At 63.2% G+C, this 14,136-nt stretch carries 13 protein-coding genes and 1 pseudogene; 2 read left to right on the top strand and 12 right to left on the bottom strand.

From position 1 onward, the window contains the following. The 4 genes from VME63_RS01560 to tssD all read right to left on the bottom strand — a co-directional run. On the bottom strand, positions 1–1,559 hold a 1,559-nt coding region (locus VME63_RS01560), incomplete at its 3' end, for a M23 family metallopeptidase (protein ID WP_325429543.1). Between the two features lie 22 nt (positions 1,560–1,581). Beyond that, a complete protein-coding gene (locus VME63_RS01555) occupies positions 1,582–3,675 on the bottom strand; it encodes a type VI secretion system Vgr family protein (RefSeq protein ID WP_325429541.1) in 2,094 nt (697 codons plus the stop codon). Positions 3,676–3,773: 98 nt separating this feature from the next. Beyond that, positions 3,774–3,932, bottom strand: a complete 159-nt coding sequence (locus tag VME63_RS18405; RefSeq protein ID WP_345786031.1) for a hypothetical protein — start codon at positions 3,930–3,932, stop codon at positions 3,774–3,776. Then, positions 3,869–4,243 (bottom strand): type VI secretion system tube protein TssD, encoded by a 375-nt coding sequence (tssD, locus tag VME63_RS01550; protein WP_345786032.1) that lies wholly within the window; start codon positions 4,241–4,243, stop codon positions 3,869–3,871. Before tssD ends, VME63_RS18405 begins: the two co-directional genes overlap by 64 nt. On the opposite strand from tssD, the gene VME63_RS01545 reads away from it, so the two are divergent. After that, entirely contained in the window at positions 4,154–4,426 is a 273-nt protein-coding gene (locus tag VME63_RS01545) for a hypothetical protein (protein ID WP_325429555.1), read from the top strand. The genes tssD and VME63_RS01545 overlap by 90 nt on opposite strands. A gap of 232 nt (positions 4,427–4,658) precedes the next feature. On the opposite strand, the pseudogene VME63_RS01540 reads toward VME63_RS01545, so the two are convergent. Both VME63_RS01540 and VME63_RS01535 read right to left on the bottom strand, forming a co-directional pair. After that, positions 4,659–4,925, bottom strand: a pseudogene (locus tag VME63_RS01540) (integrase); the annotation flags it as partial. A gap of 99 nt (positions 4,926–5,024) precedes the next feature. Further along, positions 5,025–5,696, bottom strand: coding sequence for an epimerase (locus tag VME63_RS01535; protein ID WP_325429539.1), 672 nt, complete (start codon positions 5,694–5,696; stop codon positions 5,025–5,027). Positions 5,697–5,821: 125 nt separating this feature from the next. Here VME63_RS01535 and VME63_RS01530 point away from each other — a divergent pair, with 125 nt between their 5' ends. Continuing rightward, entirely contained in the window at positions 5,822–6,676 is an 855-nt protein-coding gene (locus VME63_RS01530) for an NAD-dependent protein deacetylase (RefSeq protein WP_325429537.1), read from the top strand. Here the strand turns inward: VME63_RS01530 and tadA are convergent. The 6 genes from tadA to der form a co-directional block, all read right to left on the bottom strand. Continuing rightward, positions 6,647–7,141: a tRNA adenosine(34) deaminase TadA gene (gene tadA, locus VME63_RS01525; RefSeq protein ID WP_325429535.1), complete on the bottom strand. Its 495-nt coding sequence runs from the start codon at positions 7,139–7,141 to the stop codon at positions 6,647–6,649. The genes VME63_RS01530 and tadA overlap by 30 nt on opposite strands. A 78-nt stretch (positions 7,142–7,219) precedes the next feature. Beyond that, positions 7,220–8,800 carry a glutamine-hydrolyzing GMP synthase gene (gene guaA, locus VME63_RS01520; RefSeq protein WP_325429533.1) on the bottom strand — a complete coding sequence of 527 codons (1,581 nt, stop codon included), beginning with the start codon at positions 8,798–8,800 and terminating at the stop codon, positions 7,220–7,222. Positions 8,801–8,946: 146 nt separating this feature from the next. Next, complete coding sequence (guaB, locus tag VME63_RS01515) at positions 8,947–10,404, bottom strand: IMP dehydrogenase (RefSeq protein ID WP_325429531.1); 1,458 nt, start codon at positions 10,402–10,404, stop codon at positions 8,947–8,949. Positions 10,405–10,558: 154 nt separating this feature from the next. Next, the gene (folD, locus tag VME63_RS01510) at positions 10,559–11,410 is read right to left on the bottom strand and encodes a bifunctional methylenetetrahydrofolate dehydrogenase/methenyltetrahydrofolate cyclohydrolase FolD (protein ID WP_325429529.1); all 852 of its coding nucleotides are present in this window, start codon (positions 11,408–11,410) and stop codon (positions 10,559–10,561) included. Positions 11,411–11,506: 96 nt separating this feature from the next. After that, entirely contained in the window at positions 11,507–12,676 is a 1,170-nt protein-coding gene (gene moeB / locus VME63_RS01505) for a molybdopterin-synthase adenylyltransferase MoeB (RefSeq protein ID WP_325429527.1), read from the bottom strand. A 51-nt stretch (positions 12,677–12,727) separates the two neighbouring features. Next, positions 12,728–14,128, bottom strand: a complete 1,401-nt coding sequence (gene der, locus VME63_RS01500) for a ribosome biogenesis GTPase Der (protein WP_325429525.1) — start codon at positions 14,126–14,128, stop codon at positions 12,728–12,730. Between the last annotated feature and the right edge of the window lie 8 nt (positions 14,129–14,136).

Below are 14,136 nucleotides of genomic sequence, written 5' to 3'. Positions count from 1 at the left end.
TCCGTGGCCATCGTCACCACGCACTTGCGCAGCTTCTTCTGCGTGTCGACATTGGCCAACGCGGCTTGAATGCGCACCAGCCGAGCTTGTTTTTGCTGACGCACTTGTTCGGGCGTGGGTAGCGTCGCCGAGGGCGCGGCGGGTGTCGTCGACGGCGGGTCGATCAAGTCCAGCAGCATCGTGGAGCGGGCGCGGCTATCGACAGCGACATCATCGGCAATAAACGTCCAGCCATCCCAGTGTGGAAAATCCGCATCGCTGAAGACATTGACGTCTTCGGCATTGAGGTCGATAAACCCCTCCACCCGTTGCCCCTGCGCGCTGGTAAAAGCGATCGGCCGAAAATGCGGCAAACGGCCCATATGCAGATCGCTCGCGGCGGCTTGATCCGGCCCCAAGATGCGCCCAAAGCGCAGCATCTCGTAGCCGGCGCTGGGACAACCTGGAGACGCCTTGAGGCTGCGTTCGTAGAGGTCATAAGCGCCCTTCTCCTGAACGGTCTCGGGGGTGCCCCCCAGTTCGAGGCGGGTGGTAACGGTGAGTTTGCCATGGGCTTCGGACAACGTGACCAGGATGTCGTGGGGCGTGCGGCCAACCTCCTTGGCGAAGTAGCGCGCTGGCAATTGCGTGCGCTGCGGGCTGTTAGGGGCGGTATCAACCGCCGCGCCGTAGAGCAGTGGCACCTGGATGGTGCGCTGCTCGTCAGTCGGTTCGCTGCCAGGATGTTGGGCGTGCTGGTAGTCGCCGTTGCGCTTGCTAAACCACTTCGCGTCGCTGTCGCTCGGGTCGTCCAGCCCACTCACGGGCTTGGTCAAGGCGCGTAGACGTGCAATTGGGGTATGGAACAGGGCTTCGACGCTAGCGGCCGTCACGTGCAACGTGGGGATGCGAAAAGCCACCGTGGCCGCCGTGGGGTCAGCCTCGTAAATCGGTACGTCGGCCGGCACGACAATGTGCGTATCACCCCACACACAAGACGTGCGGCCCTGTGGGGACCTCAGCTCATCGTGGTCACGCCCCATGAGCAAGGCGGTATTGGCGCGGTCGGCGACGATTTCGATGTGGATGTGGTGCGGCTGACCGTAAATGAACCCCGCAGTGCCGATCACATCTTTGCGGTAAACCTTGTCGCCCTGGGTCAATGCGTGCTGGTGACCCGCCGCACCGACGTCCTGCAGCGTGTCCATATGCTGGTAGATCGAATAGAACGTCACACCGACGTTCTCGCCGATCTCGGTCGTGTGTTTGAGGATCACCACGCCGTTGCTGGTCCAGCCGGTGGAATACCACAGCGGATGTTGCTTAAGTGCGTCATTGTTAGTGGGCTTGCCATCACTGGCGCGGGCAAACACCACTTCACCATCGGCGATGGCGCGCACGGGCTGCACTTGACCCGCGAGTGCGGGGCCGCGCCAGTGCGACCCGCCATGCCATTCGATGCCTTGCGTGAGCGGAAAAATACCGGCGCCGGTGAGTTCGCCCAAATGGCTCAAGTCGTTGGGGGCCTGGACGTAATCGTCGGAGGAGCTGGGGGTGAGAAAGGGGTAGCTGATAAGCATGCGCCATCCTGTACGCGCTGGGTCAACGAGAAAGGAAGAGGTCGGTCAAGTCGATGGGCAACGAGGTCTGCGGTTTGCCATCGATCATCATCGACGCACCACCACTGCCATCGACCAGGTCAATCACACCCGCCTCCACTTTGTGTGCCACGCCTTGGAAGTGGGCGCCATGGGCATTGATGCGGAGTACGCCACCTGGCGTGTTCACGACGAACTCGTCCAGATTGAGCACCAATTGCTTGGTGGTGTACGTGATGCGCTGTCCGACTTGAAGTTGCAGTTGGCCTTGCACGCGGTGATCTACATGGCCTCCGGTGGTGATGGTGTGGTCGCCACCGGTTTTGTCGATGCGTTGATTGCCCACGTCTTCGACGCGATCCTTACCGATGGTGGTGGTATGGTTGCGGGTGATGCTGAGCGTGTTGTCCTGGCCGACGGTGTGTTTGCGGTCGTGGCCGATCGTCACCTGCTCGTCGTTGGTAACGTTTTCAGTGCGGTCATGCCCAATAGCGATGATTTCGTCGTTCGCTACGTTCTCTTTGCGGTCTCGCCCGATACGGGTGGTTTCGTCGTTGTTGATGACGATATTCTGGTCTTTCTGCGCATGGACGTAGATTTCTTCGTTGCCCGCAAGATCGTCAAACCGCAGTTCGTTGCTTCCCTGGCCTTTAACAGTCTGCGTCTTCATGACCGTGCGGGTCAGATAGCGTGGCAGTTCATAGGGCGTGGGTTGAAGCGAGTTATGCAGCCGGGAAATGATGATCGGGGTATCCGCATCGCCGGACTCGAAGGCAATGAGCACTTCCTGACCGACACGCGGAATGGCCAGCATGCCGTAGCCGGCGCCGGCCCATCCCTGGCCCACGCGCACCCAGCAGGAACTGTGCTCGTCACGCTGGCCGTAGAGATCCCAGGCGAACTGCACCCGCACCTCGCCTTGGTCGTTGCAAAAAACCTCTTCCCCGGCGGGCCCGACGACGGTGGCGATCTGCGGCCCATCGATCAGGGGGCGAGGCAACGACGGTGCCCTCCATTCCACATCATCTGGGATGACGTTCCCTTCGACCGCGTAGTGGGTGCCGACGGTGGCGTCCGCGCCATCCTCTTCCTGGCTGGTGGTTTGGGTGCCGGTATGCGTCAGGCTCAACACCCGCCATCCACGATTCCAGCTTTCCCGGCCGTGGCCTTCCAGGTCAAACGCCAACCCGGGAACCAGACGTGCGTCATCGCCCTTGATGGCGGCAATCTGTGCATCGCCGCGCAACCCCAGTAAGCGCGCATCGGTCTTGGCTTTGCCAAAGGCATCATCATCGACGTAACGACCGGGATAGCTATATTTTTCGTAGTCGTTCGCCTGGTGCGCGAGGTTGCGGCCGACCTGGGCGACGCGATGGTTGTACTGCGGGTGACGGTGGTCGTAGTGGGTCTGTACCTGCCGTGCGGTACGCACGGTTTCGGTGTACTGGAACGAGCTCAGGCACGGTATCGCCTGATCCCCCCCGGGCGTGGCGTTATAGATGACCGGACCGCCCGGGATGACGCCGTGCTCGTACAAGCAGTCACCCAGCGCGAGCTTCGCCCCCTGGGCGTCGAAGCGGTAGGCGTAGTAGACGCCGTATTCGGCGCACAGGCGGTTAACGAAATGGAGATCGGTCTCGCCCGGCTGCACGCAGTAGTCGACAGGCGGGTGTTCGCGCCGATAGTGCGTGTCGATATCCCGTTCGCCGGAACGCGCGACGGCCTGGGCGAGCGTGGTCGGAGTGGTTTGGAGCTGGTAGATGCGCCAGTCACTGCGCAGATCGGCGCGGGCGAGCAGCGGCTCTACCGTGGCCGCGTAATGGGAGCGTCGTGCGGTGCTGTCCTTTTGCGAAAACGAACTGATCACACCATGGACGTAACGCACCGCTTGCTCGCCACGCCAGATGGTCAACGTGGCGCCGTGTTCAAGCACTCTGGCGAAGTCGATCTCGGGACTTGTACTGCTGAGTTGGAGCGTCAGCAGAAACGGGGTGTTCAAGGCTTCGCGCAAGGTGAAGCTCACGACATCGAGTTCGAGAGGTCGTCCTCCTTGGCTGGACACGGAGAAGGAAAAGCGTAGATCCGATTGGCGCGGCATGAAGCCTCCTGGCGAGTCGTGATACGGTGGTCGATGGTCCTGGAATCGAACGACAGCGCGGCCCGTGGCCTGACGAGCCACGCTGTCCCTTCACGCGCTTAGGTTTCCATCGGCTTACGCCAGTCGTCCGAGGCCTCGGTGCCGGCGATGGAGTGGGTCCAGGAGATCTTGCGGTACGCCAGCGCCACCTTGATCAGCTGGGTGTAGTCGGACTTCGAGCCATCCTGCGCGTGCGGCAGCACGGTGGTGATGTCCACGATGGAGGCGTCTTCCAGCTTGGTGGTGAAGAATGCTCCTGCTTACCGTCGACCGAGGTCCGGAACCACTGCACTTCGACATTCGGCAACATCTCGCCGGAGGCGAGTGACTGATACATCAGCGGCACGGCCTTGTTGAGCGCACAGGTGAATACGAGTGGCTTGTGCACACGCTGGCCCGACGGCTGACCGCTCTGTGGATCGGTAGGCGCCGTAACGCGATGCTCGATTTCCTGCACGAGGATCTGGTCTTCGTGACCTTCCACGTAGACGTTGCCGACGGAGTCGGCAGTGAAGGCGCCCTTGGTGATATTGCCCTGGGTCTTACCGGTGATGCTGATATAGGCGGGTGTTGGCATGATGTAACTGCATTGTCGTCACCGCGCACCTCATGGCGTGCGGTGCCATCCATGGCGGATGACAATGGGGCTGTCAGCAATCGCCGTGCCAACATGGCGCAAAGCCGGCCATGCCTCTATTTATCAATAACTTAGCAAGAAACGTGACGGCATGTTGTTGCCGTTAAGTGCGCACTTGCCGCGCGAAACACCCACATTTTCAGGGGCATCGGGCAATGGGTTGCCCGCTTGTGTTCAAGCAATTGATTTTGCGATGTTTCAAACGGGCAATTTTTTGCCCGGTCGGGCAACCCATTGCCCGATGCCGTTTTGTCACCCTGCAAGAGCACCCTTGACATCGATAGAAGTCGTCAGTCGACATCGTCGCCAGCAACCGTGCCGCGGGATTGTCGGCGACCCCGCCGGCCTGGAAATAGCCGATCACGCTAGTAGCCACCGCGCGGTGCTCCGTCATGGCCATCAGCGCAGGCAGCGCCACACCACGGCGACCGCCTTCGGTGATGAAGCCCGAGCGCAGACTACGCCCGCCGAAGCCCCCCTCGAGTTTCGCTTTCGCGGTGCGTTGCTGCACGATCGCACCGACCGCCGCAGGGGAGAGACCTTCGCCGATGCGCGTCTTCCATAAGCGCCGAAAGGTGTCACTATTTGCACCTAAATCAAAGTGACACCATTCGTGGCTCACGGATCGTAAGCGACAAACACCGCATAGCGCGGCAACGCAGCAACCCATTCGTCAGTTCGACACGGCCAGGGCCCGTATGTCCGGCGCTTCCAGCACGGCCTTGGCCGCACCCCGCCGCGCCACGGCCAGCATGGCCCGCCCCATGATTTCGGTGGAAAGAATCGTGTTGGGAAAAAGTGCACGCAACGGCGTCAGGAACGGCTTGCTCAAGCTGTAAAAGAGCTGATACGAACCGGTTTTGGAACGGATGCCGTGCAACGGCTGGATCACGCCCGGGCGAAACAGGTACACGGCTTTGAACGGCAATCGCTGCAAGGCGTTCTCAGTGCGCCCCTTCACCCTCGCCCACATGCTGCCCTTTTGCTCGCTGCTGTCGGTGCCGGCGCCCGATACATACACCAAGGTCATCCCCGGGTTGAGACTCGCCAGGATCTGGGCAACCGAAAGCGTGAGGTCGTAGGTCAGATGCACGTAGTCCGCTTCGGTCATGCCGGCGGATGAAACGCCCAGGCAAAAGAAACAGGCATCGAAACCGCTAAGCTCGGCGGCCATGGGGAGGGAGTCGAACAGGTCGCGCTGCACCAGCTCCTTGAGCTTGGGGTGCTGCTGCCCGGTAGGCGTGCGCCCCACCGTCTGCACCAGCGTCACGTCGGGCGCCAGCAGGCACTCGCGCAATACGCCTTGTCCGACCATGCCGGTGGCACCATATAGAAGCACCTTCATGATGTTTCCCCTTGGGAAGCGAAGATGTTAATGCCGCGTTTTAATGCTTGATCGCGCGCATTTCAACGCCGCCTGTTCCCATCACGCCATAATCGAAGACTTTCGCACGAGTTTCTTTAAAAACGATGCGCACGGAAAACGATCCGCTGGCCCTACGGCATTTCATCGCCGAACACCGCCGCCTGTTCGTATTGACGGGCGCCGGCTGCAGCACCGACTCGGGGATTCCCGACTATCGGGATGCCGACGGCAGTTGGAAGCGCGCGCAGCCGGTAACGTATCAGGCGTTCATGGGCGAGGAAACGACGCGCAAGCGCTACTGGGCACGCAGTCTGGTGGGCTGGCGTCGATTTGGGCATGCCCAGCCGAACGGCACGCACCATGCCCTGGTCCGGCTTGAGCAACAGGGCAAATTGCGTTTGCTGATGACCCAAAACGTGGATGGACTGCACCAGCGTGCGGGCAGCCGCGATGTGCTCGACATGCACGGCCGGCTCGACACGGTGCGCTGCATGGGTTGCGAGCATCGTTCGCCGCGCCAGGCCTTCCAGCAGCTGCTGCTGTCCTCCAATCCCGCCTGGGCGCAACTGGATGCGGCCGATGCGCCCGACGGCGACGCAGACCTCGATGGCCACGATTTCAGCAGCTTTGCCGTACCGCCCTGCCCGCATTGCGGCGGCATCCTGAAGCCTGACGTAGTGTTTTTCGGCGAAAACGTCCCACGCGAGCGGGTCGCCGTGGCCATGCAGGCACTGGATGAGGCCGACGCCATGCTGGTGGTGGGATCCTCACTGATGGTTTTCTCCGGCTACCGCTTCGCGCACGCGGCCGCCAAGGCGGGCAAGCCGATCGCCGCGGTCAACCTGGGGCGTACCCGTGCCGATCCGCTGCTGCAGCTGAAGATCCAGCAGCCGTGCGCCGAAGCGCTGGCGTTCCTGTCCGGCGACGCTTCAACGCCGCGCGCGGAAGAACTCGCGTAACAGGGTCGAGGATTCGTCCGCCAGCAATCCGCCCTGCACCTCGATGCGATGGTTGTGGCGTTCCGAAACCAGCGTGTCGAACACGCTGCCGGCAGCACCGGTCTTGGGATCGGTGGCGCCATAGACGACCCGGCCGATCCGTGCGTGGACCAGCGCCATGGCGCACATCGCGCAGGGCTCCAGCGTGACATACAACGTGGCACCGACGATGCGGTAATTGGCGAGCTTCTCGCCCGCCGCGCGCAAAGCCATGATTTCGGCGTGCGCAGTGGGATCGTGCAGGGTGATGTTGCGATTCCAACCCAGGCCCACGATCTGGCCGTCCTGCACCAGCACGGCCCCCACCGGAACCTCGTTTTCGGCGTCTCGGGCATGTTCGGCCAGCTGCAGCGCACGCCGCATATAGGTAGCGTCCTCGTCGCTGAACGCGGCCGCTGCTGTCGAGCTGATTAGTTCATCAACCATTTCAATGGTTTATATGTAATTCTTAAAGTAAGCAGCAAGACAGGCCGGCGCCGTTTGCGCGCTAAGTGATTGATCTTGCTATTCCCACTCAATGGTTGCCGGCGGCTTGCCGCTTATATCGTAAACAACGCGAGAAACACCGCGCAACTCATTGATAATTCTGTTTGAAACTCGACCAAGGAACTCGTACGGCAGATGCGCCCAGTGCGCTGTCATGAAGTCGATGGTCTCCACCGCGCGCAAGGCGATGACCCATTCATAGGCACGGGCATCGCCCACCACGCCGACCGATTTCACCGGCAGGAACACCGCGAAGGCTTGGCTGACGGTGTCGTAGAGGTCGTCCTTGCGCAGCTCCTCGATGAAGATCGCGTCGGCACGCGCCAGCAGCTCGGCGTATTCGGGCTTCACTTCGCCCAGGATGCGCACGCCCAGCCCCGGCCCGGGGAACGGATGGCGGTAGACCATTTCGCGCGGCAGCCCCAGTTCGACGCCGATGCGCCGCACTTCGTCCTTGAACAGCTCGCGCAGCGGCTCGACCAGCTTGAGCTTCATGTGCTCGGGCAGGCCACCCACGTTGTGATGGCTCTTGATGACGTGCGCCTTGCCGGTCTTACTGCCGGCCGACTCGATCACGTCCGGGTAGATGGTGCCCTGCGCCAGCCACTTCACGTGGCCGTTGCCGGCGGCGGTGACCTTGGCCGACTCCTCGTCGAAGATATCCACGAACAGGCGGCCGATGATCTTGCGCTTGGCTTCCGGATCGGCCACGCCTTCCAGCGCCTGGAAGTAACGCTCGGCGGCGTTCACGCGGATCACCTTTACGCCCATGTGCTCGGCCATGGTGGCCATCACCTGGTCGCCTTCCTGCCAGCGCAGCAGGCCGGTGTCGACGAATACGCAGGTCAGCTGGCTGCCGATCGCACGATGCAGCAGGGCCGCCACGACGGACGAATCGACGCCGCCGGAGAGGCCCAGCAAGACGTGGTCCTGGCCGACCTGCTCGCGCACGCGCGCAATCTGGTCGTCGATGATGTGCGCCGCGGTCCACAATGTCCGGCAGCCGCAGATCTCGGTGACAAAGCGCTTGAGCAAGGCATTGCCCTGCTTGGTGTGGGTAACTTCCGGATGGAACTGCACGCCGTACCAGCGCTTGGCCTCGTTCGACATCGCGGCGACCGGGATACGGTCGGTGGTGGCCGTGATCGTGAAACCCGGCGGCGCCTTGGCGACATGGTCGCCGTGGCTCATCCATACGTCCAGCGCGTGCATGGACGCGTGGTCGCTGAGCCCGGCGAAGAGTTTGTCCGCCGCCACCACGTCGACGCGTGCATGACCGAACTCGCGCGCATCGGCGGCCTCGGTGGCGCCGCCCAGCTGTGCGGCAAGCGTCTGCATGCCGTAGCAGATGCCCAGGATCGGCAAGCCCGAATCGAACACTTCCTGCGGTGCGGCCGGCGCGCCGTGCAGCGTCGTCGATTCCGGACCGCCGGAAAGAATGATGCCCTTTGCGCCGAACGCCGCGATCTCGGCCGGGTTGTGATCCCAGGCCCAGATTTCACAGTAGACGCCGATCTCGCGAATGCGTCGCGCAATGAGCTGCGTGTACTGCGCGCCGAAATCGAGGATGAGGATCTTGTCGCTATGGATGTTGGTCATGGCGGCGAGGTCATGAAAAGGATGAAGGATGGGCTAGCCCGGCGTCATCCCGGTACAGACCGGGACGACGTTGAGATGCGTGGCGCGAAGATGCCGTGCGCTTGGCACGCCTGCCGGAACGTCGAGCGAAAAGGCGCCCCGGGCGATCACGAATTCAGCCGGTAATTCGGCGCTTCCTTGGTGATCTGGATATCGTGCGGATGCGCTTCGGTGACACCGGCCGAGGTCACTTTGACGAACTGCGCCTTGTTACGCACCTCGTCGATGGTCGCCGCGCCCAGATAACCCATCGAGGCACGCAGGCCACCGATCAGCTGGTGGATGATGTTGCGCAGCGGACCGCGGTACGGCACGCGACCTTCGATGCCTTCGGGCACCAGCTTGTCGGCGTCGGCTTCGTCCTGGAAGTAGCGATCCTTGGAGCCCAGCGCCATCGCGCCGAGCGAACCCATGCCGCGGTAGCTCTTGTACGAACGCCCCTGGAACAGCTCGACCTCGCCCGGGGATTCCTCGGTGCCGGCGAACATCGAACCGAGCATCACCGTAGATGCACCAGCCGCCAGCGCCTTGGGAATATCGCCCGAATAGCGGATGCCGCCGTCGGCGATCAGCGGAATTTCGTCCTTCAGCGCGGTGGCCACCATGTCGATGGCGGTGATCTGCGGCACGCCCACGCCGGCAACCACGCGGGTGGTGCAGATCGAACCGGGACCGACGCCCACCTTGACCGCATCGACGCCGGCATCGAGCAAGGCGCGCGCGGCCTCGCCGGTGACGATGTTGCCGGCGATCACCTGCACCTGCGGGTAGCGTTTCTTCACCCACCCGGCGCGTTCGATCACGCCCTGCGAATGACCATGGGCCGTATCGACCACAATGACATCGACACCGGCATCGACCAGCGCCTCGACCCGTTGCTCGGTATCGCCGCCCACGCCCACTGCGGCGCCGACCACCAGGCGCTCATGCGCATCCTTGGCGGCGTTGGGATTGTCGCGGGCTTTCTGGATGTCCTTGACGGTGATGAGACCGCGCAACTGAAAGGCGTCGTTGACTACCAGCACTTTTTCAATGCGGTTTTTATGCAGCAGCTGCAGTACGTCGTCCTGGCTGGCGCCTTCGCGCACGGTGACGAGCTTGTCCTGGCGCGTCATGATGTTGCGCACCGGATCGTCGTGCTTGCGCTCGAAACGCAGGTCGCGGCTGGTGACGATGCCCACCAGTTGCTCGCCCTCGACCACCGGCACACCCGAAATGTTGTGCGCGCGGGTGAGCTTGAGCACATCGCGGATCGACGTATGCGGACCCACGGTAATCGGACTGCGAATGACACCGGCCTCGAATTTTTTCACCAGGCGCACTTCGGCGGCCTGCTGCTCGGCGGTCATGTTCTTGTGGATGATGCCGATGCCGCCGTTCTGCGCCATGGTGATGGCCAGCCGGGCTTCGGTGACCGTGTCCATGGCGGCGGACACGATGGGGATATTCAACCGGAGGTTCCGCGTGAGCCGGGTGGAGGTATCCACGTCGCGCGGCAAGACTTGGGAATGGGCCGGGACGAGATAGACGTCGTCGTAAGTAAGGGCCTCGGCGAGGATGCGCATGCGATAAGTCCCGCTGCAAAGAGAGGATTATACGCGGGCTCCGATCGTAACGCGACTGCTGCCGACAAGAATGGTGCCAGTGGGTGCGCAAAAATGCGTTGACGGGCGCATTCGTTTAGTTGGCATTAACCATGTCTCGTCGCGGCCTGCGTCGCTAGCGGCGCGCTTGGGCCGCTTCCAGGGTGTTTTCCATCAGGGTCGCCACGGTCATCGGGCCGACGCCGCCAGGCACCGGGGTAATCCAGCTGGCGCGTTGGAATGCCACGTCAAAATCGACGTCGCCAACCAGCCGCCCATCGTCCAGGCGATTAATACCCACATCGACCACCACCGCGCCAGGCTTGACCCACTCCCCCTTGACCAACCCCGGCTTGCCCACGGCCACGACCAGGATGTCGGCCTGGCGGACATAGGTTTCCAGGTCGCGTGTGAAGCGGTGGCAGCAGGTGGTGGTGCAGCCGGCGATCAGCAATTCCAATGCGAGCGGCCGCCCGACGTGGTTGGACACGCCCACCACCACGGCATGCTGGCCGCGCACCGGACGATCGGTGTGCCCCAGCAGCATCATCACGCCCTTGGGCGTGCAAGGTCGCAGGCCGAAGCGGCGCAACGCCAGGCGGCCGACATTCACCGCCTGGAATCCATCCACGTCCTTGTCCGGATCGATGCGATCGACCAGGGCATCTTCGTCGATGTGTTCGGGCAGCGGCGACTGCACCAGGATGCCGTGCACGGCCGGATCGACGTTGAGACGGTCGATCAGGGCGAACAATTCGGTCTGCGAGGTGGTGGATGGCAGGTCGTAGTCGAAAGAACGGAAGCCCACCTGGTGGCAGGCTTTGCGCTTGTTGCGCACGTAGACGGAAGACGCCGCGTCATCGCCGACCAGCACGACAGCCAGCCCGGGCTCCACCAAACCCTGCGCCTTGCGCTCGCTGACGCGCTTGCCGATGCGATCGAGCAGTTCCTGGGCGATGCGCTTGCCGTCGAGGATGCGTGCGTTCATGAGGTGTCCTGGCCGTCCCGAGCGGCCATTATCGTGGCTTGCACGCAAACGCGCCACGAGTCATCAGTGGCGCCGCGTCCGCTTCCGGCTCAATCGTCAAACAAGGGCGGCGCAGAATCGCTCGACGTCTTCATAGCCCTGGAACGGCGCCGACGCACCGCAGCCCGGGCACGCCGGATCGCGCGGCAGGCGCGTTTCGCGAAAGCGCATGCCGAGCGCATCGAACGACAGCAGCCGCCCCACCAGGGGATCTCCCAGTTCCAGCACCAGCTTGAGCGCCTCGGTGGCTTGCAGCAGGCCGACGATGCCGGGCAAGACGCCAAGCACGCCCGCTTCGCTGCAATTGGGTGCATCGGCGGCGGCAGGCGGCTCGGGGAAGAGGCAGCGATAGCAAGGCGAATCGTCGCGACGCGGGTCGAACACGCTCACCTGCCCAGTGAAACGCTCGACGGCGCCATAAACCATCGGCATGTTCAGCCGGCGTGTCGCCGCGGCCAGCAGATAACGCGCGGGAAAATTGTCCGCGCCATCGATGACCAGATCGTGTCCTGCGAGCAGGCTTTCCACATTGCCGGCGCGCAGGCGTTCGGTATGCAGATTCACCTCGATGCGCGGATTGAGCGCGGCAAGTGTCATGCGCGCCGACTCCGTTTTGGCCATGCCGACGCGTGCATCGGCATGAATCACTTGTCGATGCAGGTTCGAACGCTCCACGCGATCGTCGTCGATCAAGGTGATTCGCCCGATGCCGGCCGCCGCCAGATACAACGCCGCGGGCGCACCCAATCCGCCCGCGCCCAGCAGCACCACGCTGGCGCGCCCGAGCTTGAGTTGCCCGGCTTCGCCGACCTGCGGCAAGCGCAACTGCCTTGCGTAGCGTTCGGCCGAATCGGTATCCAGTTGGCCGACGTCAATCGGCAGGCCTTCGTTCTTCCACCGCTCGAAACCGCCGGCGACCGAAGCCACGTTGCGATAGCCCATGCGCTGCAACGTTTCGCCCGCCAGCAGTGAGCGCCGGCCGCTGGCGCACAGGGTGAGGATCGGGCGATCGCGATCGGGCTCGTGATCTTCGATGCGCAGTTCAAGAAACCCGCGCGACATCAGCAGCGCGCCTGCGGGCGTGCCGGCGACGCGTTCATTTTCTTCACGCACATCGATCAGCAGCGCGCCTTGCGCCTGTCGCGCAAAAGCCTCCGCGGGAGAGATTTCCCCAATGCGTTGACGCAACGCGGCCAGCCAGGATTCGCGGTCGAGGGATTCGCTCATCGGCACAGTGTAAGCCCGTCAGGCATAAAGCCGGCAATGCCGCCGGTAGATTCAACGCTTGCGGCGTTTCATCTCGCGGATCATGCGCTGGCGCTTGCGCTGCTGTCCTTCGGTAAGCACATTTTTTTTGCCGGCGAAGGGATTGTCGCCGTCGCGGAACTCGATGCGAATAGGCGTGCCTTCCAGCTTGTAGCGCTGCCGGAAGAAGTTTTCCAGGTATCGGCGATAAGCCGGCGCAATGTGCTTGGTGCGGCTGCCGTGAATGACGACCGTGGGCGGATTGTTGCCGCCGGGATGCGCGAAACGCAGCTTCGGCGCGTGCCCGCGCACCAGCGGCGGCTGGTAGCCTTCGTAGGCGCGTTCAAGCGTGCGGGTGAGATCGGACGAACCCAGTTCCTTGGTGGCCGCCGTATGGGCGCGCACGATGGCGCGCATCAGTTCGCGCAGCCCCGAACCGTGCTTGGCCGAAATGAATACGTGCTTGGCCCATTCGACAAATGCCAGGCGTCGATCCAGGGCGCGCTGGCATTGCTCGCGCTCGTACGCATCCATGCCGTCCCACTTGTTGACGGCGATGACCAGCGCCCTGCCCTCGTCGAGGACGTGTCCGATCAGGGTAAGGTCCTGATCGGCAAGATTTTCGCGCGCATCGATCATGACCACCACGACCTGCGCCGCCGCCATCGATTGCAGCGTCTTGATGACGCTGAATTTCTCCACGCCTTCCTCGACGCGCGCCTTGCGCCGCACGCCGGCGGTATCGATCAAGGTATAGCGCTTGCCATCGCGTTCCAGCGGTACGCGAATCGGGTCGCGGGTGGTGCCGGCGACATCCGAAACGATCAGCCGCTCTTCGCCGAGCAGGCGGTTGATGAGCGTGGACTTGCCGGCGTTGGGGCGACCGACGATGGCGACGCGGATGCTGTCGTCGCCTTCGGGGACCTGCTCTTCGTGCGCGTCTTCCGGCAGCATGGGCAGGACCGCGGCGATCAACTCCTCGGTGCCGCGATTGTGCGCCGCCGACAACGGCAAGGTTTGGGCGATACCGAAGGTGGCGAATTCGGCCAGCACGTGCTGCACGTCCAGGCCGTCGGTCTTGTTGACCGCCGCCACGATCGGCTTGCCGCTGCGCCGCAGTTCGTCGAGGATGCTGCGATCCTGAGGCAGCACGCCATCGCGCGCGTCCAGCACGAACACCAGCACCTGGGCCTCTTCCACGGCCAGGCGCACCTGTTGCGCGGTCAGCGCGTCCAGGCCTTCCTCGACGCCGGAGAGGCCGCCGGTATCGACCACGACGAACGGCTGCAGGCCGGTGCGGCACACACCGTAGTGACGATCGCGCGTGACGCCCGGCATGTCGGCGACCAGGGCGTCACGGCTACGCGTCAGCGCATTGAAAAGGGTCGACTTACCGACGTTGGGACGACCGACCAGGGCGATGACGGGCAGCACGAAGCATG

It is taken from the genome of Dyella sp. (assembly GCF_035503745.1).
In the GTDB taxonomy this organism is placed as follows: domain Bacteria; phylum Pseudomonadota; class Gammaproteobacteria; order Xanthomonadales; family Rhodanobacteraceae; genus Dyella_B.
This window is presented reverse-complemented; position numbering and strand designations above follow the sequence as displayed.

Excerpts from the sequence above, each read along its gene's own strand:
- folD (WP_325429529.1), bottom strand. The coding sequence starts at position 11,410 with ATGAACGCACGCATCCTCGACGGCAAGCGCATCGCCCAGGAACTGCTC.
- guaA (WP_325429533.1), bottom strand. The coding sequence starts at position 8,800 with ATGACCAACATCCATAGCGACAAGATCCTCATCCTCGATTTCGGCGCG.
- moeB (WP_325429527.1), bottom strand. The coding sequence starts at position 12,676 with ATGAGCGAATCCCTCGACCGCGAATCCTGGCTGGCCGCGTTGCGTCAA.
- VME63_RS01530 (WP_325429537.1), top strand. The coding sequence starts at position 5,822 with ATGCGCACGGAAAACGATCCGCTGGCCCTACGGCATTTCATCGCCGAA.
- VME63_RS01555 (WP_325429541.1), bottom strand. The coding sequence starts at position 3,675 with ATGCCGCGCCAATCGGATCTACGCTTTTCCTTCTCCGTGTCCAGCCAA.
- VME63_RS01535 (WP_325429539.1), bottom strand. The coding sequence starts at position 5,696 with ATGAAGGTGCTTCTATATGGTGCCACCGGCATGGTCGGACAAGGCGTA.
- VME63_RS01545 (WP_325429555.1), top strand. The coding sequence starts at position 4,154 with ATGCTCGATTTCCTGCACGAGGATCTGGTCTTCGTGACCTTCCACGTA.
- guaB (WP_325429531.1), bottom strand. The coding sequence starts at position 10,404 with ATGCGCATCCTCGCCGAGGCCCTTACTTACGACGACGTCTATCTCGTC.
- tadA (WP_325429535.1), bottom strand. The coding sequence starts at position 7,141 with ATGGTTGATGAACTAATCAGCTCGACAGCAGCGGCCGCGTTCAGCGAC.